Raw genomic sequence first — 24,175 nt, 5'->3', positions numbered from 1 at the left:
AGGCCAACCGAGGTGTACGGCGGCGCGCTACCCGAGTGCCCGCAGCCCCGGTACGAACGCCACCAGCACCGGAACCACCGGCACGAGGGCCGCAGCCGCCGTCAGCCGAAGCCTTCGGCCCGCCGTCAGCCGGTCCGGTGCGGTCAGCAACCGGTGGACGCGCAGCGGGACGTGGGCCTGCGGGGTCGGAGCCGGGCCGAACACCCCCCGGTCCTCGTTGAGTTCGACCAGGGCGAGGGCGGTCGTGAGACGGCCGAAGCGGCGGGAGGCCATGTCGTCGGCGGCGAGTTCCACCAGCCGGTGCATCTCGTCCCGGAACGAGGCGAAGACCGGCACCTGGGGAAACCCGTTGGCCAGCGCGCCCGAGCAGTGCAGCAGCCAGTCGTGGCGGGCCCGCGCGTGCCCCTGCTCGTGCGCGAGTACGGCGTCCAGCTGACGTCCCTTGAGGCGGCGCAGCGCCGCCGTGGTGACGACGAGCCCGGGGGTGGTGCCGGGCAGCCACCAGGCGTCGGCGCGCCGGCCCTCCAGGACCACGAGACGGTCGGGGCCCGGCTCCTCACCGGGCAACAGCGGGGCGCGGTCCAGGAGTTCGGTACGCCGCAGCCTGCGCCGCCTGCGCGCCCGTACGACCTCACGGACAAGCATCGCCGCGGTCCACAGCCCGCCGCAGGCGAGCGCAACGGCCGTCGTCGCGGCCCAGGGGCGGGAGGCGCCGAGGACGTAGGCCTCCACGACCTCGTGCGGCGCCGGGGCGAACACATGGCCGCGCACGGCCTGCCAGGCCGCCGCCGCGCTGAGCGTCATCGACAGCGCGCAGCACATCAGTACGGCGGCGACCACGCACTGCCACACCCACAGGGCTACCACCGGTTCACGGTCCGGCCAGTCCGCGCGGGCGAGCAGCCGCGGGGCGACGACGGCGGTCAGCGCGCCGAGCAGCAGCAGTGCCGCGGGGACCATCATGGGTGCAGCCTATGAGCGGGGCGGTGCTCAGACCTACGGTCCGTCGCGCCAAAGTGACGCAGACCACGGTTTCGTACAGTCAGAGCGTGATCAGCATGGCGACCGTCGCGATGCCCATGGACAGTCGGCAGGCGCGCGCCAGTTCGGGCCGGTCGCCCCAGCCGAGCGAGGCTGTCCGGCTCCCAACACCGACGGTCAGGAGGGGGGCGGACATCAGACGGACACCGGACAGCAGCACGTATCCGGTGAAGTAGGCGAGCAGGGTCGCCGTCAGCAGGGGGGCTCCCGAGCCGCCGGAGCCGTGGTGGTGACCGGGAGCGGTGGCCATCACGGCCGCCATGTAGGCCATGGCGAACGCGCCCATCAGATGGTGCAGATGGTGCGGCCCGTTACGTGCCGCCCACAGGGCGCGCAGCGCCGCCGCGCCGAACACGGCGGCATACACCAGCCAGGCCCAGCGCGGCGGGGCGAGTACGGCGGCGGGCACGGCCATCGCGGCCATGCCGAAGCCCATCAGTGCCTCGCCGCCGGCGGCCCGGCGCTGTTCCTCGACGGTGCTGCGCATCCGCAGCAGGCAGTACGCCCCTGTCGCCGCGCACAGCGCGACCAGCAGCCACCCGGGCGAAGCCGGACCGTGCACACGAACCTCCCCCTCGACCCCCGAGACCTCCGCTGAAGGGATGCCCGCGCAGGGCGGTGCGCATACGAGCGCAAGGGTGTACGCGGGGGAGCGTATGCCGGAGCATCGCAGGTGAGGGGATATATTTCACGAGTAAAACACCTGCTAATCTTCTAACGTGAGTCCTGATGTGAGCCCCGAGTCCGTCGCTTCCCGGCCCGTACGGCGCCTCCCGCTGACCGGCGTGCTGCGCGTCGGCCGGCCGTCCGACATCTGGTTCAAACCGGCCCTGAGCGTGATCGGCGCCGTCGCTCCGCCCTGCCTGACCCTCGCGGCACTGGACCGCCTCGACCTCGCGATGTACGCGATGGCCGGCGCCCTGTGCGCGCTCTACGCCCACGACCGCCCGTACGCCGCCCGGGCCCGCGTCCTGGCGGGAGTGGTCCTCGGCATGCTCGCCGGTCTGGCCGTAGCCCTCGTCGCCGCCTCGCTCACCGGCAACGCCGTCGTCCTGGTCGCCGTGGGCGCGCTGCTGGCCGCCGCGCAGAAGACGCTGTGCGACGCCACGCGCATCGGGCCACCGGCGAACGTCGTGCTCACCTTCGTGTCGTCCGCCGCGCTGTTCGCCCCGCAGACGCTCGGCCAGGTGCCCGGCCATCTGGCGCTGGCCGCCGGGGCGGGCGTCTGGGCCTGGCTCGTCGGCATGGCGCCCGGTCTCCTCCGCCCGCACGGCCCGGAGCGCCGCGTGACGGCCCAGGCTCTGACCGCCGTCGCCGCTCACACCGAGGTGTACGGCAGCGGGACCGGCGACGGCGGCCATGCGTACGTCCGGTCGCGGGTCGCCGCCGAGGCGGCGGTCCAGGGGGCTCGGCAGACGCTGGCGTCGGCCGGCGGGCGCCCGGGCACCTCTCGCGCCAGGACCCGGCGCGCCCTCGAACGACTGGTCGTGCACGCCGAGTTCGCGCTTGGCATGCCCGCCGAGAGCCGGCCTCGCGAACTCCGCTCCTGCGCACGGGAGTTGCTTGACGGGCGACAGGTCCCGACGCTCGGCACTCCCCTCGTCGAAATGCCGCCCAACTCCGAACTCGCCGCCCCGTCCCAGCTGTTGTGGACCAGGCTCGGCCCCTTCGCACCACTCGCCGCACGTACCGCCCTCGGCTGCACCCTCGCCGGTTGCGCCTCCCTCGCTCTCGGCGTCGGCCGCCCCTACTGGGCCCTCGTCACAGCGGCCTCCCTCTTCCAGGCCAACGTCACGCTCACCTGGAACCGGGCCGTGCAGCGGACCGTCGGCAACCTCGCCGGTGTGCTGCTCTTCGCCGCGCTCGTACCGCTGGCGCACCTCGGTCCGGTCGCCCTCGTCCTGTGCTGCCTCGCCCTCAACTTCGGTGCCGAGGCGCTGATCAGCCGCAACTACTGGCTCGGCAGCGTCTGCGTGACCCCGATGGCGCTGCTCGTCACCGAGTTCACGGGGTTCCAGGAACCCGGCCGCCTGATGACCGAGCGGATCGTCGACACGTTCGTCGGCGTGCTGCTCGGCTTCGGTGCGGCCGTCGCGGTCACCAACCGCCGAGCGGGCGACCGTGTCGAGCACGCGCTCTCGGCGGTCGAACACGCCCGCACCCGCGCCGAACGCGCTCTGACGGGCGTACACCCCGTACCCGGATCCCTGGAATCCGCCCGCCGCGGCCTCGCCGCCGCCCTCGCAGACCTGCGCACCACTGCCGACACGGCGGCCGGCGAGTGGTGGCAGCGCACCCGCCCCCAGGAGCGGGTCGTGCTCGCGGAACGGTCCGGACACCGTACGCTCGCGGCGACGGCACGAGGCCCGGGGCTGCGCCCCTGAGGCCTGTCATCGAATCCCCGCCCGCCTCGCGACGCCATGCCGACCCTCCCGGGCGGACGACGGGACTGCGACGACAGGACCAGGGGCGGACGCCGGTAGACGCCACGGACGACAGCGCGACGGAGGACGTACGGCCATGACGGCAGTGAACGGGGGCACGGCGCGCGGGGGAGCAGCGGCGGCCGAGGACCCAGGCCAGGCCACCGGGTCGCGAGTCCCCCGCCGCGAGGCGGACGACACCGTGGCCGGAGTGGTGCGGCAGTGGCAGGCCGTTCATCCCGGCCTCGACACCGGGCCCATGGAGATCATCGGCCGGATCAACCGCTGCGCCGCCCTCCTCCAGCAGGCCGAGGACGCCCCGCTGCGCCGGGTGGGACTCACCCGCCCCGAGTTCGATCTGCTCGGCGCGCTCCGGCGCACCGGCCGCGAGCTGACCCCGGGCGAGCTGGCCCGCGAGACCTTCTCCTCCGGGGCCGCCGTCACCAAGCGGCTCAAGCAGCTGACCGAACGGAGCCTCGTGGAGCGGCGCGGCGACACCCGGGACCGGCGGGTGGCCCACGTGCGCCTCACCGACGCCGGACGCGACCTCGTCGACGGCGTGCTGCCCGAGCAACTCGCCTACGAGAGCGCCGTGTTGTCCGGCATCGACAGCGAAAGTCAGCGGGAACTCGCGGGACAGCTGGGCGAGTTGCTCGGCCGGCTGGAGGGGCGGTTGGGCGCGCTGCGATTCTGACGGCGGAGGCGTCAGATACCGGGCCGGTACCGCAACGGATGGTCCGCCGGTACCTCCACCAGCACGATCCGCGTGCCGTCCGGGTCCGCGATCCACATCTCGACGAGCCCCCACGGCTCCTTCACCGGCGGCCGGAGGATCTCGACGCCCCGCGACGCCAGCTCGTCGTGCGCGGCCGTCACGTCCGCCACCTGCAACCACAGCCGTACGGAGGGCGACGGGGGCTCCTCGGCCCGCCCCGAGAGCTCCAGGAATCCGCCGCCGAGGAAGTAGACCGTGCCCCGCTCCGGCCCCGTACCGAACTCGCGGTGGACGGCGAGCCCCAGATGCTCGCCGTAGAAGACCCGGGAACGCTCCGGGTCGAGGGGGTGAAGGAGAACCCGGCTGCTCAGTACATGCACCATGCGAGCGGAGCCTAGCGGGCTCGCCGGCGACGGGCGTTACGATCGTCGGTGCCCGCGCCGCAGGAGCAACCCGAGCCCCCGGAGAACCGCCGCCATGGACACCGCCGCCACCGGACCCACCTTCCGTGACGCCACCGAGGCCGACGTCGACACCCTCGTCGCGCTGATCGAGTCGGCGTACCGGGGAGACGCCAGCCGGGCCGGCTGGACCACCGAGGCGGACATCCTCGAAGGGCAGCGGAGCGACGCGCAGGGCGTACTCGACGTCATCAAGTCGCCCGACAGCCGACTGCTGACCGTCGAACAGGACGGCCGGGTGATCGCCTGCTGCCAGCTCGAACACCGCGGCGATCACGCCTACTTCGGCATGTTCGCGGTCAGCCCGGCCCTCCAGGGCGCGGGCCTCGGCAAGGTGATCATCGCCGAGGCGGAGCGCGCGGCGCGCGAGACCTGGGGCGCTCGGGCGATGCACATGACCGTGATCTCCGTACGGAACGACCTGATCGCCTGGTACGAGCGGCGCGGCTACCGCCGTACGGGAGAGATGAGCCCCTTCCCGTACGGCGACGAACGGTTCGGCGTGCCGCAGCGTGACGACCTGCAGTTCGAGCTGCTGGTCAAGGAACTGGTGTGATCTCGGACGTGTTCGCTACGCGGTGAAGCGGCCCGTGCGTTTGATCTGCGGGTAGTCGGTGGTCACGCCGTCCAGTTGCAGGGCGCGGGCGAGGCGCAGCTGGTCCTGGGTGTTCACCACCCAGCCGATGATCCGCAGGTCCGACTTCCTCGCCAGCTCGACGATCTCCAGGGTGAGACGGCGGATGTCGAGGCACACGGTCGAGGCACCGGCGCGGGTGGCGCGGTCCACGACGTCGGTGCCGTAGCGGCCGGCGATGAGCGCCGTGCGAACGCCGGGCACCAGGAGGGTGATCTCGGCGATCGCCTCCTCGTGGAACGAGGACACCTCGACCCGTGAGGTCAGCTCCCGGCGCTCCATCACTTCGGCCAGCGCCCGCGCCGCCGCCGTGTCCTTGATCTCGGCCTGGAGCGGTACGCCGACGGCGTCCAGGACCTCCTGGAAGAGCGGGACACGCTCGTCGCGGCCCGCGTCCAGGGCGCGCAGTTCGGCGAGGGTCCTCCCGGCGAGGGGTCCGGTGCCGTCCGTCGTGCGGTCCAGGTCGGCGTCGTGCATGACGACGAGGGCGCCGTCGCTGCTGAGACGCAGATCGAGTTCGATCATGTCGAGGCCCGCCTGTTCGGCGGCGACGAACGAACGCAGGGTGTTCTCCGGTTCCACGCCCATGATTCCGCGGTGCCCGATGGTCAGGAAGTTCAAGGTCAACTCGCTTCCGTCGACTGGCGGCTCGGCTGCCGCAGCCTAACCGCCCGGCCCGGCATTGAACCCGCACGGACGCGCCGCAACGGATGGCCGGAAGTGGTCGACAGGGGGGACGGGTGTGAGCCGCCCGCTGTCGGGTAGGAAGTCACCGTCCTCACGGTTTCCGGCAGGAAAAAACGCGGTGACCATGGGTGTGCGCAGGATAATCTCTCCCGTCTCGCCTTGTGTTCGGGAACCTCGTACCCATACGGTGTCCATACGCGAGGTTCTCCCGGGGAGGATGGGATATGACGGAAATTCTTGTGCAGGCGGTTCCGGACGAGCGGTTTACCGCGCTCGGCAGGGTGGTGGAGCACCCGGCATGGCCCGTGCTCAAGGATGCCGTGGAACAGATCCGGCCATGGCAGGCCAAGGACGGGTCGATCGACTTCGACCGGGAGGACGCCCCGGACCCCGCGGACGTCGAGCTCGCCGTACGCCGGGTCGTGGACGCCGTCGCGGAACTCTCCCCGCTGCTCCCGCACGACACCGCCTACCACCAGGCCCTCGCCAAGGATCTGCGCCGCTGGTCCGACAGCGGTTTCCGGGTGCCGGACTTCCTCGACTCGCTGCTGGCCTTCCAGCCCGCCGCGAGCCGTACGGACGGCCTCCAGCACCTGGTCGTCTTCCCGATGTACACGCAGAACGGCAACCCCGACCGCAACCTCGAAGCGGTCGTGCTGCGCATGGTCTGGCCCGACTGGCTGGCCGAGCTGGAGCGCACCCGTTACGACAACCCGCTGTTCTGCGGCATCACCTTCGAGGACTTCACGGCCGGGTACGACACCAACTCGGCCGTCCTCTTCCCGGAGACGATCGCCGTGCGCGAGGCGCCGGAACGGTTCACCTGGGGCGGTATCTTCTGCGACCGCGAGGCCGCCCGCTTCCGCCGTGTCACCGACGCCGCCGTCGACATCCTCGGCCTCGAACTGCCCGCGGACGTCGCCGCGATGGTCCACGACCAGAAGCGCTGCGAGGAGGCGTTCGTGCTGTGGGACATGGTCCACGACCGCACCCACAGCCACGGCGACCTGCCCTTCGACCCCTTCATGATCAAGCAGCGCCAGCCGTTCTGGATGTACGGCCTGGAGGAGCTGCGCTGCGACCTCACCGCCTTCAAGGAGGCCGTGAAGCTGGAGTCGGAAGGCGTCCCGCAGGCCCGTGACGTGCAGTTCGCTGTGCTGTTCGACCGGATGTTCCGTTTCCCGGTCACCGGTGAGCGCGTCCGCAACTACGACGGCCTCGGCGGCCAGCTCCTCTTCGCGTACCTGCACCAGCACGACGTGATCCGCTGGACCGACAACAAGCTGCACATCGACTGGCAGCGCGCCCCGCAGGTCACCAACCAGCTCTGCGCCGAGATCGAGACCCTGTACCGCGAGGGCATCGACCGGCCCAAGCTCGTCCACTGGTTCAAGGCGTACGAGCTGGTCTCCGCCTATCTCGCCCCGCACCCGGGATCCCGCTGGGCCAAGGGTCCCGACGCCCTCGACCTGAGCCAGCCGCCGCGCAGGCTCGTGGACGACGTGCTTCCGGACGAGTTTCCGCTGAGCATGTTCTATGAGGCCCTCTCCAAGAAGCTGAAGAACGTGATCGCCTCGACCCGGGGCATCACCAGAGAGAGCGCGGAGAGCGCCGAGCGGATCGCCGCGTGAGCGACCGTGCCACCGAAAACACTGCTCAGGAGGCGATGAACATGGGGAACGGTGCTCTCAGCGGTGCGGTGATCGCGGTCGCGGGCGCCGGCGGACCGGCGGGCCGGGCGACGCTGCTGCGGCTCGCCGAGGCGGGCGCGACCGTCGTCGGCTCGGACAACGACCCGGAGCGGCTGGCCGAGGCCGTGGACGCGGCGAGCTACGCGTACGGCGGTGCCACCGTCGTCGGCGACACCGTCGACCTGCTCGATCTGCAGTCGACCCGGGACTGGGCCACCCGCATCGAGAAGGACTTCGGGCGCGTCGACGGCCTGGTTCACCTCGTGGGCGGCTGGCGCGGCAGCGAGACCTTCACCAAGACGGTCCTCGACGACTGGGACCTGCTGGAACTGCTGCTCATCCGCACGGTGCAGCACACCTCCCTCGCCTTCCACGAGGCGCTCCAGCGCAGCGACCGCGGCCGGTACGTCCTGACCAGCGCCGCCGGCGCGAGCAACCCCACCGCGGGCAACGCCGCGTACGCCGCCGCCAAGGCCGCCGCCGAGGCGTGGACGCTCGCCTTGGCCGACTACTTCCGCAAGGCCGGAGCGTCGGAGGGCGCCGAGGGGCCGTCATCGGCGGCTGCGATCCTGGTAGTGAAGGCGTTGGTGCACGACGCGATGCGCGCCGAGCGACCCAATGCGAAGTTCGCGGGCTTCACCGACGTCAAGGAGCTGGCCGACGCCGTCGTCGGCGTCTGGGAGCGGCCCGCCGCCGAAGTGAACGGGAAACGTCTGTGGCTGACCGAGAAGCCGTGAACCCTCCGAAGACCGACGCACGCCGTCATCACGACCCGGAGGCCCGAGGCTTCGCCAGCGACAACTACGCGGGAGCCCACCCCGAGGTGCTGGCCGCCCTGGCCCTGGCCAACGGCGGGCACCAGGTCGCGTACGGCGAGGACGACTACACGGAGAACCTCCAGCGGATCGTCCGCAGCCACTTCGGGGCCACGGCGGAGGCCTTCCCCGTCTTCAACGGCACCGGGGCCAACGTCGTCGCACTCCAGGCGGTCACCGACCGCTGGGGCGCCGTGATCTGCGCCGAGAGCGCGCACATCAACGTCGACGAGGGCGGTGCCCCCGAACGCATGGGCGGCCTCAAGCTCCTCACGGTGCCCACCCCGGACGGCAAGCTGACCCCCGACCTCATCGACCGGCAGGCGTACGGCTGGGACGACGAGCACCGCGCGATGCCGCAGGTCGTCTCGATCACCCAGAGCACGGAACTGGGCACCCTCTACACCCCCGACGAGATCCGCGCGATCTGCGACCACGCCCACGCCCACGGCATGAAGGTCCACCTGGACGGCTCCCGCATAGCCAACGCGGCGGCCTCGCTCGACGTCCCGATGCGGACGTTCACCAACGCGGTCGGCGTCGACATCCTCTCCCTCGGCGGGACGAAGAACGGCGCGCTGTTCGGCGAGGCGGTCGTCGTCATCGACCAGGACGCCGTCAGCCACATGAAGCACCTGCGCAAGCTGTCCATGCAGCTCGCCTCCAAGATGCGCTTCGTCTCCGTGCAGTTGGAGGCGTTGCTCGCCAAGGACCTGTGGCTGCGCAACGCCCGCCACTCCAACGCGATGGCGCAGCGGCTGGCGGAGGGCGTGCGGGCCGTGCACGGGGTCGAGATCCTCCACCCGGTCCAGGCGAACGCGGTCTTCGCGCGCCTTCCGCACGACGTGAGCGAACGCCTGCAGAAGCGCTTCCGCTTCTACTTCTGGGACGAGGCGGCGGGCGACGTCCGCTGGATGTGCGCCTTCGACACCACAGAGGACGACGTGGACACCTTCGTGGCGGCACTGAAGGAGGAGATGGCGCGCTAGCACCCTCTCTGATGCATAGATATGCGGTCACCTGAAAAGTCATTGACTGTCGGGTGATCGCTTTTCTATGCTCTGGGGTCGTGGAGCTGATCCAGGAAACCCCTGACCTGTCCGCATATCTGGCCGCTGACGAGGTCATAGATCACCATCATCCGGTGGTGCGGGAGGCCGCCGCGCAGCTAGCCAAGGGTGCGACGGACTCGTATGCCTATGCGCGGGCGGCGTACGAGTTCGTGCGCGACACCATCCCGCACTCCGCCGACAGCGGTGACGTGCGGGTCACCTGGCGGGCCTCCGCCGTTCTGGAGCAGCGCACCGGCATCTGTCATGCCAAGGCCCACGCGCTGGCCGCGCTGCTGCGCGCCGAGGACATTCCCACGGCGCTGTGCTACCAGCGGCTGGCGCACGACGACGGGGGCGGTCATGTCGTGCATGGACTGGTCGCCGTGCGTTTCCACGGCGCCTGGCATCGCCAGGACCCGCGGGGCAACAAGGCGGGCGTGGACGCGCGGTTCTCCCTCGGTGGTGAGCGGCTGGCGTGGATCCCGAACGCAAAGTCCAATGAGGTGGACTATCCAGTACTGTACGCTGAACCTCATCCGGTCGTGCTGGGCGCATTGAAGGCCGCGCCCGACAGGCCGTATCTCTGGAAGACGCTCCCCACCGCACTCTGAGGCAAGGCGATGACTCTCACCCTGACCGTGTCCGACGAGGTGCGCACGCTCGCGCCCGGCTTCACCCATCTCGCGATCGAGGCGCACGGACTCGTCAACGGGCCCAGCACCGACGCCAGTTCGGCACTCCTGGACGACGCGGCCCGCCGGCTCGCCGTACGCCTGGACGGCCGCGCCCCGCACGAGGACCCGCACATGGTCGCCTGGCGGGACACGTACACAGCGTTCGGCTCCAAGCCGTCGCGCACCCGCAACTCGGCCGAGGCGCTCGCCAAGCGGGCCCTGACGGAGGCCGGTCTGCCCCGGATCAACGTCCTGGTCGACCTCTACAACGCGATCAGCGTGGCGCATCTGGTCCCGGTCGGCGGTGAGGACCTCGACCGCATCCAGGGCGGGATGCGGCTCGTACGCGCCACCGGCACCGAGGACTTCGTGACCGTCGCCGGGGGTGAGGAGACCGTCGAGCACCCCGACGCCGGTGAGGTCGTGTGGTGCGACGACGCGGGTGTGACCTGCCGCCGCTGGAACTGGCGCCAGGGCCCGCGTACCCGGCTCACCGAGCAGACCACGTCCGCGATCTTCCTCCTGGAGTGCCTGGCCCCGATGACGGCCGCGGAGTCGGAGACGGCCGGCGCCGAACTCGCCGAACTGCTGGAGAAGTTCAGCCCGGGCGCGGAGATCACGATCAGGTGAGCGCCCCATAGGGGCGCGGGGCTGTATTCGATCTGCGGCTCCGCCGCGTGGGCGCGACAAGCCCCCACCGGCCCGCAGCAAACGAACTACCTGCCCGCACTTCCCCCGGGGGGCTGCGCCTCGGTCTCCCGAACCTCTTCCGGCGTAGGAGCCGTCCCACCGAGGTGCGCCGGCATCCACCAGGTGTCGTCCGGCCCCTTGGGGCGAACCGGGTACGCCCGCTGAGCCGCCTCCAGAAGCTCGTTCACGCGCTCACGCACCTGCCGCGTGAGCGCGCCCGCGTACTTGTCGCGGGACGCCTCGATGGCCTCGCCGACCCGGATCGTGATCGGGATGTGGCTGCGCTTGAAGTTGCGCGGGTGTCCCTTGGTCCACAGACGCTGCGTGCCCCACACGGCCATCGGGATCAGCGGGACGCCCGCCTCCTGGGCCATCCGCGCGGCGCCGGACTTGAAGCTCTTGAGCGTGAACGACTGCGAGATCGTGGCCTCGGGGAAGACGCCGACGATCTCACCGGAGCGCAGCGCGGACAGGGCGTGCGCGTATGCCGCCTCGCCGTTCTTGCGGTCCACCGGGATGTGCTTCATGTTGCGCATCAGCGGGCCGGACACCTTGTGCCGGAACACCGACTCCTTCGCCATGAAGCGCACCAGACGCTTCTGCGGGAGAGCCGCGAGACCGTCGAAGATGAAGTCCAGGTAGCCGATGTGGTTGCTCACCAGCACCGCCCCACCCGAGCGCGGGATGTTCTCCGACCCCTGGCAGTCGATCTTCAGGTCCCACGTCTTGAACAGTGTCTGGGCGAGACCGATGGCGGGACGGTAGACAAGCTCAGCCATGGACGGGGATGCCCCTTCTCTCTGCTCTGCCTGGGAAGGCGGTTCCCGGCGGGAAGTTACGCAGCCGTAGGTTTTACAGCGTTGCGCAGATCGTGCCCCAAGAACGGACGAGTGACCAGCCCTCGTGCCTGTGCAGGGCGAGATTCTCGTCACGTCACCCCCTTGATCCACCTCGGCCTTTTAAGCCGCCTTTACTCTGCGCGTACCGTCACCCGCCGTACGACGAGGTACATCTCGCATCCCAGGCAGTACCCGAACGCGGCGTTCAAAAACGCCGCCGCCAGCGCCGCCCCGGTCGCGGCGAGCCCCAGCCACTCCACACCCAGCCCGTACCCGGCGAGCCCCACACCCGCGAAGACGAGCCCGACCGCCTGCGCGAACCGCGGTGGCTCGGGTGCCTCGAACTCCGTCGGCGGGCCGAGCCGCGGGCGGACGGCCCTGCGGAACAGCCAGCCGTAGGGGGAGCGCCCGACCCCGCCCGCCGCGCCCAGGGCGAACGCCAGCGTCTGCCATGCCAGCAGCCACGCGCTCCCGGTGACCAGTACGACCGCCAGGACGACGGCCGTCACGGCCGCCCCGAAGCGGGGCCCTCTCACATCGATGTCCATGAAGTGATCATTCCGCAGCGGAAACGTTTCGAGCGGGCGGGAATCTTTGCAGTCTGATGAACGCTGGAATCGGGGATGACCGGAATCGTGATGTGCGTGGCAGTGCTCGCGGCGGCGAGCGCCTTCGGAGTGCTGCATCGGCGGCGGAGCGGGAGAGTACGCGTGCGCGTGCGCGACGACGGAAAACGGCTGGGCGCCGCGGAGTTGGGCGAGAGCCTCGGCGAGCGGGCGACGCTCGTCCAGTTCTCCAGTGCCTTCTGCGCGCCCTGCCGAGCCACCCGTCGTGTCCTCGGTGAGGTAGCCGGCCTCGTCCCCGGCGTCGCGCACGTCGAGATCGACGCAGAGGCGCACCTGGACCTCGTACGCAGGCTCGACATCCTCAAGACGCCCACCGTGCTGGTGCTCGACGCCGACGGGCGGATCGTGCGACGGGCGACCGGGCAGCCGCGCAAGGAAGAGGTCATCGCGGCGCTTGGGGAGGCAGTTTGAGGCCTTCCGGGTACCCGATGTCGCCGCTGATGGCGCGTTCGGTGACGCATCTCCCAGATGCCGGGGGCCACTTGACTGCGTCCGCCATCTATCGTCAACCTGACCCTATGCCTCCGGAACTCCTTCTCCACGCGCGTGTCCATGTGAATCTCGTGCGCACCGCGAGCGCGCGCTGTCCGGGCCGTTGAGCAGCCGCCGACCCGCTCGTCGACTCCCGCCGCAGAAGGACAACTCCATGACGGCCACGCCCGCCCTCGGTACCCCTCAGTCCATCGTTCCCGCCTCTGCTGACCTCCTGCGCTCCGTCTTCCGGCAGCACGCGGCAGGGGTCGCGGTGATCACCGCCCGGGGGAGCGCCGGCCCCGTCGGCTTCACCGCGACCTCCCTCGCCTCCGTCTCCGCCGAACCACCGCTCGTCTCCTTCGGCGTCAGCACCGGAGCCTCCAGCTGGCCCGCGATATCCGGGGCCGACCATGTCGGCGTGCACATACTCGGCGAGCACCAGCACGAGCTGGCCGCCACCTTCGCCCGCAGCGGCGCGGACCGGTTCAGCGCGCCCACCGCCTGGCACGAGGGTCCCGAGGGGGTGCCCGTCCTCGACGGTGTCCTGGCCTGGCTGGTGTGCCGGACCGTCGCGCGGGTACCGGCCGGGGATCACCGGATCGTGCTGGCCGAGGTCGTGCTGGGTGATCCCGCGGGTTCGGGACGGCCGCTTCTCTATCACCAGGGCCGCTTCAACGGGCTCCGAGACTGACCGACCGTGATCGACCGCTCAGGAAAATATGATTTTGACCATCCTGCGGGGCTGCCGGGTTCCGGTTACGCTGCGTTGCGAAGGTCACACGTCAAAGCGCTTGCTCAGCGGGCGCGCAGTGGGTGTACTGGCGAGTAATATTTCGTTCGGAGCGTGGGTCGCCCCCATCGGGATCTGCCGCTTTGAGGCGCCTATGCTGCCTGCAGGAAGGCAGCCCGGAACAGACGATGCAGTAGGAGAGCCGGCGTGAGCTTGAGGATCGTTGTCACTGTGAAGTACGTGCCCGACGCCACTGGCGACCGGCACTTCGCCGATGACCTGACCGTCGACCGTGACGACGTGGACGGTCTGCTCTCGGAGCTCGACGAGTACGCGGTCGAGCAGGCGCTGCAGATCGCCGACGAGGCCGACGACGCGGAGATCACGGTCCTGACCGTCGGCCCCGAGGACGCCAAGGACGCGCTGCGCAAGGCCCTGTCGATGGGCGCCGACAAGGCGATCCACGTCGAGGACGACGACCTGCACGGCACCGACGCCATCGGCACCTCCCTGGTGCTGGCCAAGGCGATCGAGAAGGCCGGCTACGACCTGGTCATCTCCGGCATGGCCTCCACCGACGGCACCATGGGTGTCGTACCGGCGCTGCTCGCCGAGCGTCTGGGCGTCCCGCAGGTGACCCTGCTCTCCGAGGTCTCCGTCGAGGACGGTGTCGTCAAGGGCCGCCGCGACGGCGACTCCGCCTCCGAGCAGCTGGAGGCCTCCCTCCCGGCCGTCGTGTCGGTCACCGACCAGTCCGGTGAGGCGCGTTACCCGTCCTTCAAGGGCATCATGGCCGCCAAGAAGAAGCCGGTGGAGTCCTGGGACCTGTCCGACCTCGACCTGGAGGCCGGGGAGGTCGGTCTGGAAGGCGCGTACACCGTGGTCGACTCCGCGACCCAGCGTCCGGCGCGCACGGCCGGCACGATCGTCAAGGACGAGGGCGAGGGCGGCAAGCAGCTCGCCGAGTTCCTCGCGGGCCAGAAGTTCATCTAGGCCCTGTTCGAGGCTCGCGTCGAGCCCCGACTCGCTGACTGCCCCTCATCTTCCGCAAGCAGGAGAGTAGAAGTCCCATGGCTGAAGTTCTCGTCTACGTCGATCACGTGGACGGTGCCGTCCGCAAGCCCACCCTGGAGCTGCTGACCCTGGCCCGCCGCATCGGCGAGCCCGTCGCCGTCGCCCTGGGTGCCGGCGCCGCCGCCACCGCCGGCGCGCTGGCCGAGCACGGCGCCGTCAAGGTCCTCACCCACGAGGCCGCCGAGTACGCCGACTACCTGGTCGTCCCGAAGGTCGACGCCCTCCAGGCCGCGTACGACGCGGTCTCCCCGGCCGCCGTGCTGGTCCCCTCCTCCGCCGAGGGCAAGGAGATCGCCGCCCGCCTGGCGCTGCGCATCGGCTCCGGCGTCATCACCGACGCCGTCGACCTGGAGGCCGGCGACGAGGGCCCGGTGGCCACGCAGTCCGCGTTCGCCGCGTCGTTCACCACCAAGACCCGTGTCGCCAAGGGCACCCCGGTCATCACGGTCAAGCCCAACTCCGCCCCGGTGGAGGCCGCCCCGGCCGCCGGTTCCGTCGAGGCGCTCGACGTCACCTTCTCCGCCCAGGCCACGGGCACCAAGGTCACCGCGCGCACCCCGCGCGAGTCGACCGGCCGCCCCGAGCTGACCGAGGCCGCGATCGTCGTCTCCGGCGGCCGTGGCGTCAACGGCTCGGAGAACTTCGGACTCATCGAGTCCCTCGCCGACTCCCTCGGCGCGGCTGTCGGCGCCTCGCGCGCCGCGGTGGACGCGGGCTGGTACCCGCACACCAACCAGGTCGGCCAGACCGGCAAGTCCGTCTCGCCGCAGCTCTACATCGCCAACGGCATCTCCGGCGCCATCCAGCACCGCGCCGGCATGCAGACCTCGAAGACCATCGTCGCGGTCAACAAGGACGCGGAGGCTCCGATCTTCGACCTCGTCGACTACGGCGTCGTCGGCGACCTCTTCGACGTCGTCCCGCAGCTCACCGAGGAGATCAACAGCCGCAAGGGCTGATCCCGCCCGCGCGACGAGGGCGGCGGATGTACGAGGCCCCGGCGACCGACACGGTCACCGGGGCCTCGGCCTGTCGGCGCGCGCCTCAGGCGAGGCTCAGCGACGCCTGCACGGGCAGATGGTCGCTCGGGTACATGCCGTCGACGGAGAAGGTGTTGATCGCCGCCCAGTGAGTGGTCACCCCTGGTGAGGTCAGGATCCAGTCGATGCGCCGACCGCCGGGTCTGGGCGGCCGGTAGGCGTGGTGCGTCCCGTACACCGGACTGCGGGAGGCCGCCGTGTCCCAGGTGTCCACGAGCCCGTTCCCCAGCATCAGGTCGTACACCCGGTTGTCGTGCGCGGTCGCGTTGAAGTCGCCGGTGACGACGACCGGCGCAGACGGGTCCCAGCCGGCGATCGTCTCGCCGATGAGCTTCGCGGAGCGCTCCCGGGCGTACTGGCTCACGCTGTCCAGATGGGTGTTGAGGACGTAGAACTCCCGCCCCCCGTCGGCGAGATCGGCGAATTTCACCCAGGTGACCATGCGCAGCCAGTCCGCTTTCCAGGTGTTGGAAGCGATCGTGTACGGGGTGTCGGACAGCCAGAAGTGATCGAACTCGATCGGTTCGAGTCTTCGGGTGTCGTAGAAGATCGCCATGAACTCGTCCTTGCTGCCACCGCCACGGCCGGTGCCGATCCAGTCGTAGTGCCCGCCGAGATCCTTTTCGATCGCGCGCACCTGCTGGTAGAGCCCCTCCTGGGTGCCGACGATGTGGGGGCGCTCGCGCCGCAGCAGCTCCCGCATCACCGGGCGGCGCACGGACCAGCGCGGTGTCTTGTCGACGACGGTCGCGAAGCGCACGTTGAACGTCATGACGTTCAGGGCGCCCGCGTGCTCGCCGGCGACCGCCGGTTTCGATGAGCCCGCCGTGGTCAGCAGCGGCACGGCGATGGTGGCGGTCGCCATGGACTTGAGTCCCTGGCGACGCGTCACTCCGACCTCTCTCGGCACGCGATCTCCTCCCCTTCGCAGTCAGAATGAACCTTGCCCACTGAATACGGAAGAAGAGGCCGGGATCAGCAGTGACCGGGGGAGAGGATCGGGAATCCCGCTTCGAGACGGTGTTGACCGGGGTGAAGATCGAGGGCTAGCTTCGTCATACGGATTGTAGATTCCGTAGTGCGGAAAATGGAGGGTTCGGGATGGGGCAGGGCCAGCAGGAGAAGGTCGTGACGAGCCTCGCGGGTACCGTCAGCGAGGGGATCAGTGCCTCCCTCGCCCCGGTCGACGCGGAGCTGGAGCGCCGCTACCCCGGCGATCCCGGCACCCGCCAGCCCGTCCACACCGTGTACGTCCCCGGGGACGCGTTCGCCGCGGACACCATCCGCTCCTGGGGCGACCAGGCCCTCGCCGCCCTCGACGAACACGCCCCGGACGCAGCCTCACTCGCCGCCGTCCTCCGCCTCCCCGACGCCCTCGCCGAACCCGTCCATGACCGTGTCCGCGCCAAACTGGAGCGCGAGCCGGTCGAAGACCTGCGCGTCGACTTCGAGGACGGCTACGGCCCGCGCCCGGACGCCGAGGAGGACGAGACGGCGGCCCGCGCGGCCCGTCTGATCGCCGAGGCGTACGAGAAGGGCACGGCCGCCCCGTACATGGGCATCCGGATGAAGTGCATGGAGGCGCCGGTGCGCGACCGGGGCATCCGCACGCTCGACATCTTCCTGACGGGCCTGATGGAGGCCGGCGGACTGCCGGAGGGGCTGGTCCTCACTCTCCCCAAAGTGACGTACGCCGAGCAGGTCACCGCGATGGTCCGGCTCCTGGAGGAGTTCGAGAAGGCGCGCGGTCTCACGCCCGGCCGGATCGGCTTCGAGATCCAGATCGAGACCAGCCAGTCCATCCTCGCCACCGACGGCACCGCCACCGTCGCCCGGATGATCCAGGCCGCCGAGGGCCGCGCCACCGGGCTGCACTACGGCACCTTCGACTACAGCGCCTGCCTCGGCGTCTCCGCCGCCCACCAGGCCAGCGACCACCCGGCCGCCGACCACGCCAAGGCGATCATGCAGGTCGCGGCGGCGGGCACCGGCGTGCGCGTCTCGGACGGCTCCACCAACGTCCTGCCGGTCGGCCCGACCGAGCAGGTCCACTCGGCCTGGCGCCTGCACTACGGACTCACCCGCCGCGCCCTGGCCCGCGCCTACTACCAGGGCTGGGACATGCACCCCCGGCACATCCCGACCCGGTACGCGGCCGTCTTCGCCTTCTACCGCGAGGGCTACGAACAGGCCGCCGCCCGCCTCTCCCGCTACGCCAACCGCACCGGCGGCGACGTCATGGACGAGCCCGCCACCGCCAAGGCCCTCAGCGGGTATCTGCTGCGCGGCCTGGACTGCGGCGCCCTCGACGTCGCGGAGGTGGCCCGGGCGACGGACGGCCTGACCCGGACCGACCTGGACGGCTTCGCGAGGCCGCGCAGAGCCGATCTCACGGCGTCGCCCAGGTAGCGCCCCGTCACAACAGCGGGCACGGTCTCCCGGTGTCACACCCGCCCCGTAATCTGTACGGACATACGAACGGGTCACACGAACGGGGCAGTGGTGTCTTCGGGGGAACACGGGCAGGCGGCCGGACAGCCGGAGGAGCGGGCGGTGGACGGGACGGCCGGGACCGGTCGTCTGCTGGCAGGCCGCTACCGGGTCGTGAGCCGGCTCGGGCGCGGCGGCATGGGCATCGTCTGGCGTGCGGTCGACGAGGTGCTCGGCCGCGAGGTCGCGGTCAAGGAACTGCGCACGTTCACGGACATCGCCGCGCCCGAACTGGCCGCCCTGCGGCTGCGGATGCAGCGCGAGGCCCGCGCGGCGGCCCGCATACGCCACCCCGGCGTGGTCGCCGTGCACGATGTCACGGAGGTCGACGGCCGCCCCCTGATCGTCATGGAGCTGGTGAACGGCCGCTCGCTGGACGACGTCCTGAGCGAGCGCGGCACCCTGGAGCCGCACGAGGCCGCCGGAATCGGCGCCCAGGTGATGGACGCGCTGGCCGCCGCCCACCGCGTCGGCGTCCTGCACCGGGACGTGAAGCCCGGCAACATCCTGCTGGAGACCTCGGGCCGGGTCGTCCTGACGGACTTCGGCATCGCCACGATGGAGGATCCGGGAGACGGCTCGGCCACCCACCTCACCCGCAGCGGCGAACTCGTGGGCTCCCTGGACTACTTGGCACCCGAACGGGCTCAGGGCAACGACCCCGGCCCCGCCTCGGACATCTGGGCCCTGGGCGCCACGCTGTACGCGGCGGTCGAGGGCGCCTCGCCCTTCCGCCGTACGTCGACCTGGTCCACGCTCACCGCGATCGTGGCCGAACCCCTCCCGGAGCCCCGGCAGGCCGGCGCCCTGGGCCCGGTCCTGCGGCAGCTGATGGCCAAGGGGCCGGAGGAACGCCCCGACGCGGAGACGGCGCGGGGCCTGCTGCAAGCGGTCGCATCGGCCACGAGTGATGCGTCGGCTACGAGCGGTGCGCCGGACGCGAGGAACGCGCCGGACACGCCCACCACGGGCCTGCGCCCGTACGGGGCGGCTGCGGCCGGAATGCCTGAGGCGGCGTCCGAGGTAGGTGCCAACGAAGAGGCGGAGGAGGAGGCGGCGGTGTCCGGTGCGCCGCCGGTGCCCCGGGGGTTCGGTCCCACCGAACAGGCGTCGCCCGCCCGCGAAGCCGCTCAGCAGACACCGCCCGGCTTCGGGCCGCCCGAGCCGATGACATCCGGATCGCCCGGTTTCGGCCCCGCCGAGCCCCTGGCCGCCACCCCAGGCGCACCGGCCTTCGGTCACCTCGCGGCCCCGACCACGGTCTCCGCTCCCGCTTCCGCCCGACCCCGCCGCAGGGGACGCGCGGTGCTCGCCGCCACGGCCGTCACCGTGGTCCTGGCCGCCGCCGGAGTCACCGTGGCGCTGCTCGGCGGGGACGACAAGGGGACGAGCACCCGGCCGGTGGCGGAGGACAACCCTGCCGCGCCCTCCACGGGCAGCGGCCGGGCCGACCTGGACCTCTCCGATCCCACACCCACCGGAAAGGACACCGACAGGTCCCCGTCCCCGACAGCACCCGCCACGACGAGCGGCGCCGAACCGGAGGGCAAGGCGACCCCGGCCCCGTCGCGGACGTCGGGCAGCGGCACGACGGACCTCGGCACCTCTGGCGGTACCTCGGGCGACAGCGGAACCGGCACGACCGGAGGTTCGGACACGACCGGAGGAGCCGGGACGACCGGAGGGACCGGCACCACCGGCGGGAGCACCACGAGCGGTGGCACGACCCCGGCCCCCGACTCCGCGTGCGAGTCCATAGGCGACGGTAAGTACAACTGCTCGGTCTGGCGCACCGCCAAGTCGTACAACGCCTCCGGCACCGAGGTCGGTGTCCTCTACTCGGGTACCAACTACTTCTACTGCCAGCAGAACCTGGGACGGCGCGAGACCTACGGCGAGTGGACGAACGTCTGGTGGGCGAAGACCGACGACGACAGCGGCAACGCCGGTGTCCATGTCAGCGCCGTCTACCTCAAGGGCGGCGACAACGACGCCCCGGTGCCCGGACTCCCGGTCTGCTGAGCCCGCACATACGGCTCCAGACCGGACGCGATGACCAGCCCCTCCTCCGCGAACAGACGGGTGCCCCGATCGCACCGGTCCCGGTCGAAGCGGGCCCGGGCGCAGAACTCCTCGGGCGTGCTGCCGAACAGGTCTCGCAACCCCGGTGATCCGCCGAGGAGTTCGGTGAGCAGTCGGCGTTCTCCCGGATGCCGGCGCGGAGTTCCCGACCCGTCGTGCGGGACTCCGCGCCGGTTGACATAGGCGTACACACCGGAGAGCCGTTCGCCGGACTCCAACTCGACGCCCACCTCGGGGGAGGGCAGCCACGCACGGTCGTACGGCCCTGTCGGCACCGGCACGCCTTCGCTGGCGTCGACGACGGCGAGTTGGTCCGCGTCGAGCCAGGTGACGAACAACTCCCTTACGTTCCCGGGGGCCTGGAAGGGCGACGCGGACACGTAACCCAGCCGGCTCACGTGGGCCGGGACACCGGCCTCGATCCCGATGACCAGGGCCCGGGTCATCGGGAGCGGCTCGCGAATGTCGAACTCCGCCATCTTGTGCCGCAGTTGACCGGGGCAGGCGTGGGAGCCCACGGCGAGGACGGGCACGCGGTCGGGGAAGATGCGGGGAAAGCCGGGTGGCGCACCGGTGGGGAGCGGGGGGAACCGGTCGCCGTCCAGGATCCCGGACTCGCTCGGCCATACGCCCGGACAGGTGAGCGGGTGCTCGCGCGGGGCCTCGGCGAGGCCGAGGGAATCGAGTGTGGGCATCCCCGCGCTCAGTCGGCCGGGGGCAGTTCTCCTGACCCCCGGGTGATCAGACGGGTCGGGAGTTCGATGCGCTCCGGGGTGAGCAGGGTGCCGTCCAGCTGGCGGAAGAGGCGTTCGGCGGCCGTGCGGCCGAGTTGGGCCGCGTCCTGGGCGACGACGGTGACGCCCGGCCGGAGCAGGTCGGCGAGTTCGAAGTCGTCGAAGCCCACGAGGGCGACGGGACGGCGCTGCTCGTTGAGGACCCGGACGACCGTCACCGTCACCCGGTTGTTGCCCGCGAAGATCGCCGTGACGGGGGACGGCGCGGTGAGCATGTCCTCGGCCGCGCGGCGCACCCGCTCCGGGTCGGTGACGCCGAGCGACATCCACGCGTCCTCGACCGGTATGCCCGCGTCCTCCATCGCGGCGCGATAGCCGCGAAGCCGCTCGGCGGAGGTGTGGATGCGGGGCATGTCGCCGATGAAGCCGATCCGGCGGTGGCCGTGTGCGATCAGATGGGCCACACCGTCGTGGGCGCCGCCGAAACTGTCCGACAGGACGACGTCGGCGTCGATTCTTCCGGCCGGCCGGTCCACGAACACCGTGGCGACGCCCGCCTTCAGCTCCGGCTCCAGGTACCGGTGGTCGTTGCCGGCCGGAATGATCACCAGTCCGTCCACCCGCCGTGCGCACAGCGCCAGCACCAACTCCTGCTCGCGGTCCGGGTCCTCGGCGCTCGACCCGTTGATCAGCAGGGCGCCGTGCGCGCGGGCGATCTCTTCGACCGCCCGGCTCAGGGGGCCGTAGAACGGGTCGGCGAGGTCCTCCAGGACGAGGCCGATGCTCGCCGTACTGCCCTTGCGCAGCACCCGCGCGCTGTCGTTGCGGCGGAACCCCAGCGCGTCGATCGCCTCCTGTACGCGGCGCTCGGTCTCCGGGGTGACCCCCGGTTCGGCGTTGACGACACGCGAGACCGTCTTCAGACCTACCCCGGCGCGCGCGGCCACGTCCTTCATGGTCGGACGGTTGCCGTAGCGGTTCTCCGGGCGGCGGGCGGTGTCGGCCACGATGCGCTGTCCTGTCCTGTCGGCCACGGGACGACGGCGGTCCACGGCGAGGCGTGTCGATGCTTCGGACCGTGTGGCGTACGGGGGATGCGTCGTCCCAGGTTGTGTATGAGGATGTGGCGTCGAGCATAGAGCCTGGACAACGTTGTCAGATGCAGGGGACACTGTCCACCGCTATCTCCGGCCTGCGCCCCCACCATCAGACCGGCCTGCCCGCTTTTGCCATGGTTGACAGGGAGATCCGAGACTGATGCACACCGACCTCGTGGCCGCGCTCGACATCGGCGGCACCAAGATCGCCGGAGCGCTGGTGGACGGCCACGGCCGGATCCTGCTGCGCGCACAGCGCCCGACGCCCGCGCTGGAGGCCGGCGAGAGCGTGATGCGGGCCGTCGAGGAGGTCCTCGCGGAGCTGACCGGATCGCCGCTGTGGATCCGCGCGACGGCCGTTGGAATCGGCAGCGCGGGGCCGGTGGACGCCTCCGCGGGCACGGTGAGCCCGGTGAACGTACCCGGCTGGCGCGGCTTTCCGCTCGTCGAACGCGTCCGCGCCGTCACCGGTGGCCTGCCCGTCGAACTGATCGGTGACGGAGTGGCGATCACGGCGGCCGAGCACTGGCAGGGCGCCGCCCGCGGCCACGACAACGCGCTGTGCATGGTCGTCTCGACCGGTGTCGGCGGCGGCCTGGTCCTCGACGGACGGCTGCACCCCGGACCCACGGGCAACGCCGGCCACATCGGGCACATCAGCGTCGAACTCGACGGTGACCCCTGTGCCTGCGGCTCCCGCGGCTGCGTGGAGCGCATCGCCAGCGGCCCCAACATCGCGCGCCGCGCGCTGGCAAACGGCTGGCAGCCGGGCCCCGACGGCGACACCTCGGCCGCCGCCGTGGCCGAGGCGGCACGGACCGGCGACCCGGTCGCCGTCGCCTCCTTCGCGCGGGCGGCCCAGGCGCTGGCGGCGGGCATCGCCGCCACCGCGACCCTCGTGGAGATCGACGTCGCCGTGATCGGCGGCGGCGTGGGCAAGGCCGGCGACGTCCTGTTCACGCCCCTGCGCGCGGCCCTGAAGACATACGCGACGCTGTCGTTCGTCCAGCGGCTGGAGATCGTGCCGGCGCAGATGGGCACGGACGCGGGCCTGGTCGGCGCGGCAGCGGCGGCCCTGACGCGCAGGGCGGACGACGCGGCCGAGGCGAGCGTCTGAGAGCCACGAGCCGATCGCCCGATGCGGGCGGGAACCGGTGAAGTGACTCCGAACGACAGGACCTTCTGGCGGCAGCCGCGGTGTCGGAACCCGGCCGCTGCACAAGGTCCTGTCATGCCGAGCGACGTCAGGCCGGCAGGGTGCCGACCCGGCGCAGTTGCGCGAGGACGTCGACGACACCCCGGATCTCGGCGATCCGCCCGTCGGCGAACCGGCAGATGGAGATCTCGCTGTAGGTGACGGCCTCCCGGCGGGCGGCAGGCCCTGGCACTCGTCCCGGTGGCTCCCGGCACCGTGCTCCGGGAGGTGACCTTGTCGCCCTCCGCGACCGTCCTCTCGACGGCGACGCGGATGTCGGGAACGCGTCCAACAGCACATCCCACACCCGCTTCAGAGCCCCCGCTCCCGTCGCGGGCATCGGCACAGGCGCGTGGAAGAGCACGTCGGGTGCGACGAAGTCGTCGACGGCCTTCGAGATGATGTGCAGGTCGCCGCTGTTCATGGCGGAGTGGAGTCGGTGGAGCGACTCCGTGTCGCCGGTTGCCCCGGCTGTCGACATGCGGTCTCTCCTCCGGTCCGTGGGCTGTGCCTCGGCAGAAGGACGACGTGGCCGCCGTAAATGTGACGCGATGCGCGAATGCCGTGACCCCCGGCCCGGTTCGGCAGTTGAACCGGGCATGAAGAAGCGCAGCATGCTCGCCATCGCCTCCCTCGCCACCGGGTTCGTCGTCGCGGCGATCACCCCCTCCCACGGGCTCGGAGCCGACGCCCTCGGTGATCTGAGCGTGGACGACACGCTCAGCACCCTCGACCACACCGTCGCCAGCGACAGCCTGGCCGTGGACGAGAACGCGCTGGGAGGCGACAGCACCACCGGCTGACGGCCGGAAGGTGTCCAGGTGGCGCCGGTGACCCGTGTGACGGGGCCCCCCCGCCACTGTGTCTGCGGCCTCAACGCGATCTGGTTTCCGTGGCAGGGTGGAACGGGC

At 71.2% G+C, this 24,175-nt stretch carries 26 protein-coding genes; 16 read left to right on the top strand and 10 right to left on the bottom strand.

Features of this window, described 5'->3' with window-relative positions:
• Positions 1-27: 27 nt before the first annotated feature.
• Positions 28-963: a M56 family metallopeptidase gene (locus IEY89_RS18775; RefSeq protein WP_189148574.1), complete on the bottom strand. Its 936-nt coding sequence runs from the start codon at positions 961-963 to the stop codon at positions 28-30.
• A gap of 79 nt (positions 964-1,042) precedes the next feature.
• A complete protein-coding gene (locus IEY89_RS18770; protein ID WP_189148573.1) occupies positions 1,043-1,603 on the bottom strand; it encodes a DUF5134 domain-containing protein in 561 nt (186 codons plus the stop codon).
• A 157-nt stretch (positions 1,604-1,760) separates the two neighbouring features.
• Here IEY89_RS18770 and IEY89_RS18765 point away from each other — a divergent pair, with 157 nt between their 5' ends.
• Together IEY89_RS18765 and IEY89_RS18760 are read left to right on the top strand one after the other, a co-directional pair.
• Positions 1,761-3,425, top strand: a complete 1,665-nt coding sequence (locus tag IEY89_RS18765) for an FUSC family protein (RefSeq protein WP_229695306.1) — start codon at positions 1,761-1,763, stop codon at positions 3,423-3,425.
• Positions 3,426-3,561: 136 nt separating this feature from the next.
• Positions 3,562-4,158, top strand: coding sequence for a MarR family winged helix-turn-helix transcriptional regulator (locus IEY89_RS18760; RefSeq protein WP_189148572.1), 597 nt, complete (start codon positions 3,562-3,564; stop codon positions 4,156-4,158).
• 11 nt (positions 4,159-4,169) lie between these two features.
• Here the strand turns inward: IEY89_RS18760 and IEY89_RS18755 are convergent, their stop codons facing one another.
• Entirely contained in the window at positions 4,170-4,562 is a 393-nt protein-coding gene (locus IEY89_RS18755) for a VOC family protein (protein WP_189148571.1), read from the bottom strand.
• 94 nt (positions 4,563-4,656) lie between these two features.
• Between IEY89_RS18755 and IEY89_RS18750 the strand changes: the two genes are divergently transcribed.
• On the top strand, positions 4,657-5,196 hold the full coding sequence (locus IEY89_RS18750; RefSeq protein WP_189148570.1) for a GNAT family N-acetyltransferase: 540 nt from the start codon (positions 4,657-4,659) through the stop codon (positions 5,194-5,196).
• A 15-nt stretch (positions 5,197-5,211) separates the two neighbouring features.
• On the opposite strand, the gene IEY89_RS18745 is transcribed toward IEY89_RS18750, so the two are convergent.
• Positions 5,212-5,895, bottom strand: coding sequence for a glycerophosphodiester phosphodiesterase (locus tag IEY89_RS18745; RefSeq protein ID WP_189148643.1), 684 nt, complete (start codon positions 5,893-5,895; stop codon positions 5,212-5,214).
• A gap of 290 nt (positions 5,896-6,185) precedes the next feature.
• On the opposite strand from IEY89_RS18745, the gene IEY89_RS18740 reads away from it, so the two are divergent.
• From IEY89_RS18740 to IEY89_RS18720, 5 genes are all read left to right on the top strand, one after another.
• Positions 6,186-7,592, top strand: a complete 1,407-nt coding sequence (locus IEY89_RS18740) for a DUF6421 family protein (RefSeq protein WP_189148569.1) — start codon at positions 6,186-6,188, stop codon at positions 7,590-7,592.
• 41 nt (positions 7,593-7,633) lie between these two features.
• Positions 7,634-8,389: an SDR family NAD(P)-dependent oxidoreductase gene (locus tag IEY89_RS18735; RefSeq protein WP_189148568.1), complete on the top strand. Its 756-nt coding sequence runs from the start codon at positions 7,634-7,636 to the stop codon at positions 8,387-8,389.
• On the top strand, positions 8,386-9,456 hold the full coding sequence (locus IEY89_RS18730; protein ID WP_189148567.1) for a threonine aldolase family protein: 1,071 nt from the start codon (positions 8,386-8,388) through the stop codon (positions 9,454-9,456). Before IEY89_RS18735 ends, IEY89_RS18730 begins: the two co-directional genes overlap by 4 nt.
• Before the next feature lie 80 nt (positions 9,457-9,536).
• Positions 9,537-10,130: a transglutaminase domain-containing protein gene (locus IEY89_RS18725; RefSeq protein WP_189148566.1), complete on the top strand. Its 594-nt coding sequence runs from the start codon at positions 9,537-9,539 to the stop codon at positions 10,128-10,130.
• 9 nt (positions 10,131-10,139) lie between these two features.
• Positions 10,140-10,823: a B3/B4 domain-containing protein gene (locus IEY89_RS18720; protein WP_189148565.1), complete on the top strand. Its 684-nt coding sequence runs from the start codon at positions 10,140-10,142 to the stop codon at positions 10,821-10,823.
• Positions 10,824-10,909: 86 nt separating this feature from the next.
• Here IEY89_RS18720 and IEY89_RS18715 read toward each other — a convergent pair whose 3' ends face one another.
• On the bottom strand, positions 10,910-11,662 hold the full coding sequence (locus IEY89_RS18715) for a lysophospholipid acyltransferase family protein (protein ID WP_189148564.1): 753 nt from the start codon (positions 11,660-11,662) through the stop codon (positions 10,910-10,912).
• A gap of 191 nt (positions 11,663-11,853) precedes the next feature.
• Positions 11,854-12,270 carry a DUF4395 domain-containing protein gene (locus IEY89_RS18710; RefSeq protein WP_189148563.1) on the bottom strand — a complete coding sequence of 139 codons (417 nt, stop codon included), beginning with the start codon at positions 12,268-12,270 and terminating at the stop codon, positions 11,854-11,856.
• 75 nt (positions 12,271-12,345) lie between these two features.
• Between IEY89_RS18710 and IEY89_RS18705 the strand changes: the two genes are divergently transcribed.
• The 4 genes from IEY89_RS18705 to IEY89_RS18690 all read left to right on the top strand — a co-directional run bounded on the left by IEY89_RS18705 (position 12,346) and on the right by IEY89_RS18690 (position 15,585).
• The gene (locus tag IEY89_RS18705) at positions 12,346-12,759 is read left to right on the top strand and encodes a thioredoxin family protein (RefSeq protein ID WP_189148562.1); all 414 of its coding nucleotides are present in this window, start codon (positions 12,346-12,348) and stop codon (positions 12,757-12,759) included.
• Positions 12,760-12,994: 235 nt separating this feature from the next.
• On the top strand, positions 12,995-13,513 hold the full coding sequence (locus tag IEY89_RS18700; RefSeq protein WP_189148561.1) for a flavin reductase family protein: 519 nt from the start codon (positions 12,995-12,997) through the stop codon (positions 13,511-13,513).
• Between the two features lie 246 nt (positions 13,514-13,759).
• Entirely contained in the window at positions 13,760-14,545 is a 786-nt protein-coding gene (locus IEY89_RS18695; protein ID WP_189148560.1) for an electron transfer flavoprotein subunit beta/FixA family protein, read from the top strand.
• Between the two features lie 77 nt (positions 14,546-14,622).
• Positions 14,623-15,585 (top strand): electron transfer flavoprotein subunit alpha/FixB family protein, encoded by a 963-nt coding sequence (locus tag IEY89_RS18690; protein ID WP_189148559.1) that lies wholly within the window; start codon positions 14,623-14,625, stop codon positions 15,583-15,585.
• An 85-nt stretch (positions 15,586-15,670) separates the two neighbouring features.
• Here IEY89_RS18690 and IEY89_RS18685 read toward each other — a convergent pair whose 3' ends face one another.
• Positions 15,671-16,576, bottom strand: a complete 906-nt coding sequence (locus IEY89_RS18685; protein WP_189148558.1) for an endonuclease/exonuclease/phosphatase family protein — start codon at positions 16,574-16,576, stop codon at positions 15,671-15,673.
• Positions 16,577-16,767: 191 nt separating this feature from the next.
• Here IEY89_RS18685 and IEY89_RS18680 point away from each other — a divergent pair, with 191 nt between their 5' ends.
• Both IEY89_RS18680 and IEY89_RS18675 read left to right on the top strand, forming a co-directional pair.
• Complete coding sequence (locus IEY89_RS18680; protein WP_189148557.1) at positions 16,768-18,075, top strand: DUF6986 family protein; 1,308 nt, start codon at positions 16,768-16,770, stop codon at positions 18,073-18,075.
• Between the two features lie 93 nt (positions 18,076-18,168).
• Positions 18,169-20,178 (top strand): serine/threonine-protein kinase, encoded by a 2,010-nt coding sequence (locus IEY89_RS18675; RefSeq protein ID WP_189148556.1) that lies wholly within the window; start codon positions 18,169-18,171, stop codon positions 20,176-20,178.
• On the opposite strand, the gene IEY89_RS18670 is transcribed toward IEY89_RS18675, so the two are convergent.
• Positions 20,124-20,933 carry a hypothetical protein gene (locus tag IEY89_RS18670; protein WP_189148555.1) on the bottom strand — a complete coding sequence of 270 codons (810 nt, stop codon included), beginning with the start codon at positions 20,931-20,933 and terminating at the stop codon, positions 20,124-20,126. The two genes, IEY89_RS18675 and IEY89_RS18670, sit on opposite strands and share 55 nt — an antisense overlap.
• An 8-nt stretch (positions 20,934-20,941) precedes the next feature.
• Positions 20,942-21,979, bottom strand: a complete 1,038-nt coding sequence (locus IEY89_RS18665; protein ID WP_189148642.1) for a LacI family DNA-binding transcriptional regulator — start codon at positions 21,977-21,979, stop codon at positions 20,942-20,944.
• Between the two features lie 250 nt (positions 21,980-22,229).
• Between IEY89_RS18665 and IEY89_RS18660 the strand changes: the two genes are divergently transcribed.
• Complete coding sequence (locus IEY89_RS18660) at positions 22,230-23,186, top strand: ROK family protein (RefSeq protein WP_189148554.1); 957 nt, start codon at positions 22,230-22,232, stop codon at positions 23,184-23,186.
• 127 nt (positions 23,187-23,313) lie between these two features.
• Here the strand turns inward: IEY89_RS18660 and IEY89_RS18655 are convergent, their stop codons facing one another.
• Positions 23,314-23,745, bottom strand: coding sequence for an ester cyclase (locus IEY89_RS18655; protein ID WP_189148553.1), 432 nt, complete (start codon positions 23,743-23,745; stop codon positions 23,314-23,316).
• Positions 23,746-23,863: 118 nt separating this feature from the next.
• Between IEY89_RS18655 and IEY89_RS18650 the strand changes: the two genes are divergently transcribed.
• Positions 23,864-24,067, top strand: coding sequence for a hypothetical protein (locus IEY89_RS18650; RefSeq protein ID WP_189148552.1), 204 nt, complete (start codon positions 23,864-23,866; stop codon positions 24,065-24,067).
• Positions 24,068-24,175 lie beyond the last annotated feature (108 nt).

Source organism: Streptomyces lacrimifluminis (assembly GCF_014646095.1).
GTDB lineage: Bacteria > Actinomycetota > Actinomycetes > Streptomycetales > Streptomycetaceae > Streptomyces > Streptomyces lacrimifluminis.
The sequence above is the reverse complement of the archived record's forward strand: the minus strand, read 5'-3'. Positions and strand labels throughout refer to the sequence as shown.

Bases quoted from the DNA above. Each gene is read 5' to 3' on its own strand.
- IEY89_RS18650 (WP_189148552.1), top strand. From the start codon at position 23,864: ATGAAGAAGCGCAGCATGCTCGCCATCGCCTCCCTCGCCACCGGGTTC.
- IEY89_RS18660 (WP_189148554.1), top strand. From the start codon at position 22,230: ATGCACACCGACCTCGTGGCCGCGCTCGACATCGGCGGCACCAAGATC.
- IEY89_RS18710 (WP_189148563.1), bottom strand. From the start codon at position 12,270: ATGGACATCGATGTGAGAGGGCCCCGCTTCGGGGCGGCCGTGACGGCC.
- IEY89_RS18750 (WP_189148570.1), top strand. From the start codon at position 4,657: ATGGACACCGCCGCCACCGGACCCACCTTCCGTGACGCCACCGAGGCC.
- IEY89_RS18690 (WP_189148559.1), top strand. From the start codon at position 14,623: ATGGCTGAAGTTCTCGTCTACGTCGATCACGTGGACGGTGCCGTCCGC.
- IEY89_RS18655 (WP_189148553.1), bottom strand. From the start codon at position 23,745: ATGTCGACAGCCGGGGCAACCGGCGACACGGAGTCGCTCCACCGACTC.
- IEY89_RS18720 (WP_189148565.1), top strand. From the start codon at position 10,140: ATGACTCTCACCCTGACCGTGTCCGACGAGGTGCGCACGCTCGCGCCC.
- IEY89_RS18680 (WP_189148557.1), top strand. From the start codon at position 16,768: ATGGGGCAGGGCCAGCAGGAGAAGGTCGTGACGAGCCTCGCGGGTACC.
- IEY89_RS18715 (WP_189148564.1), bottom strand. From the start codon at position 11,662: ATGGCTGAGCTTGTCTACCGTCCCGCCATCGGTCTCGCCCAGACACTG.
- IEY89_RS18755 (WP_189148571.1), bottom strand. From the start codon at position 4,562: ATGGTGCATGTACTGAGCAGCCGGGTTCTCCTTCACCCCCTCGACCCG.
- IEY89_RS18670 (WP_189148555.1), bottom strand. From the start codon at position 20,933: ATGCCCACACTCGATTCCCTCGGCCTCGCCGAGGCCCCGCGCGAGCAC.
- IEY89_RS18740 (WP_189148569.1), top strand. From the start codon at position 6,186: ATGACGGAAATTCTTGTGCAGGCGGTTCCGGACGAGCGGTTTACCGCG.
- IEY89_RS18760 (WP_189148572.1), top strand. From the start codon at position 3,562: ATGACGGCAGTGAACGGGGGCACGGCGCGCGGGGGAGCAGCGGCGGCC.
- IEY89_RS18775 (WP_189148574.1), bottom strand. From the start codon at position 963: ATGATGGTCCCCGCGGCACTGCTGCTGCTCGGCGCGCTGACCGCCGTC.
- IEY89_RS18700 (WP_189148561.1), top strand. From the start codon at position 12,995: ATGACGGCCACGCCCGCCCTCGGTACCCCTCAGTCCATCGTTCCCGCC.
- IEY89_RS18735 (WP_189148568.1), top strand. From the start codon at position 7,634: ATGGGGAACGGTGCTCTCAGCGGTGCGGTGATCGCGGTCGCGGGCGCC.
- IEY89_RS18705 (WP_189148562.1), top strand. From the start codon at position 12,346: ATGACCGGAATCGTGATGTGCGTGGCAGTGCTCGCGGCGGCGAGCGCC.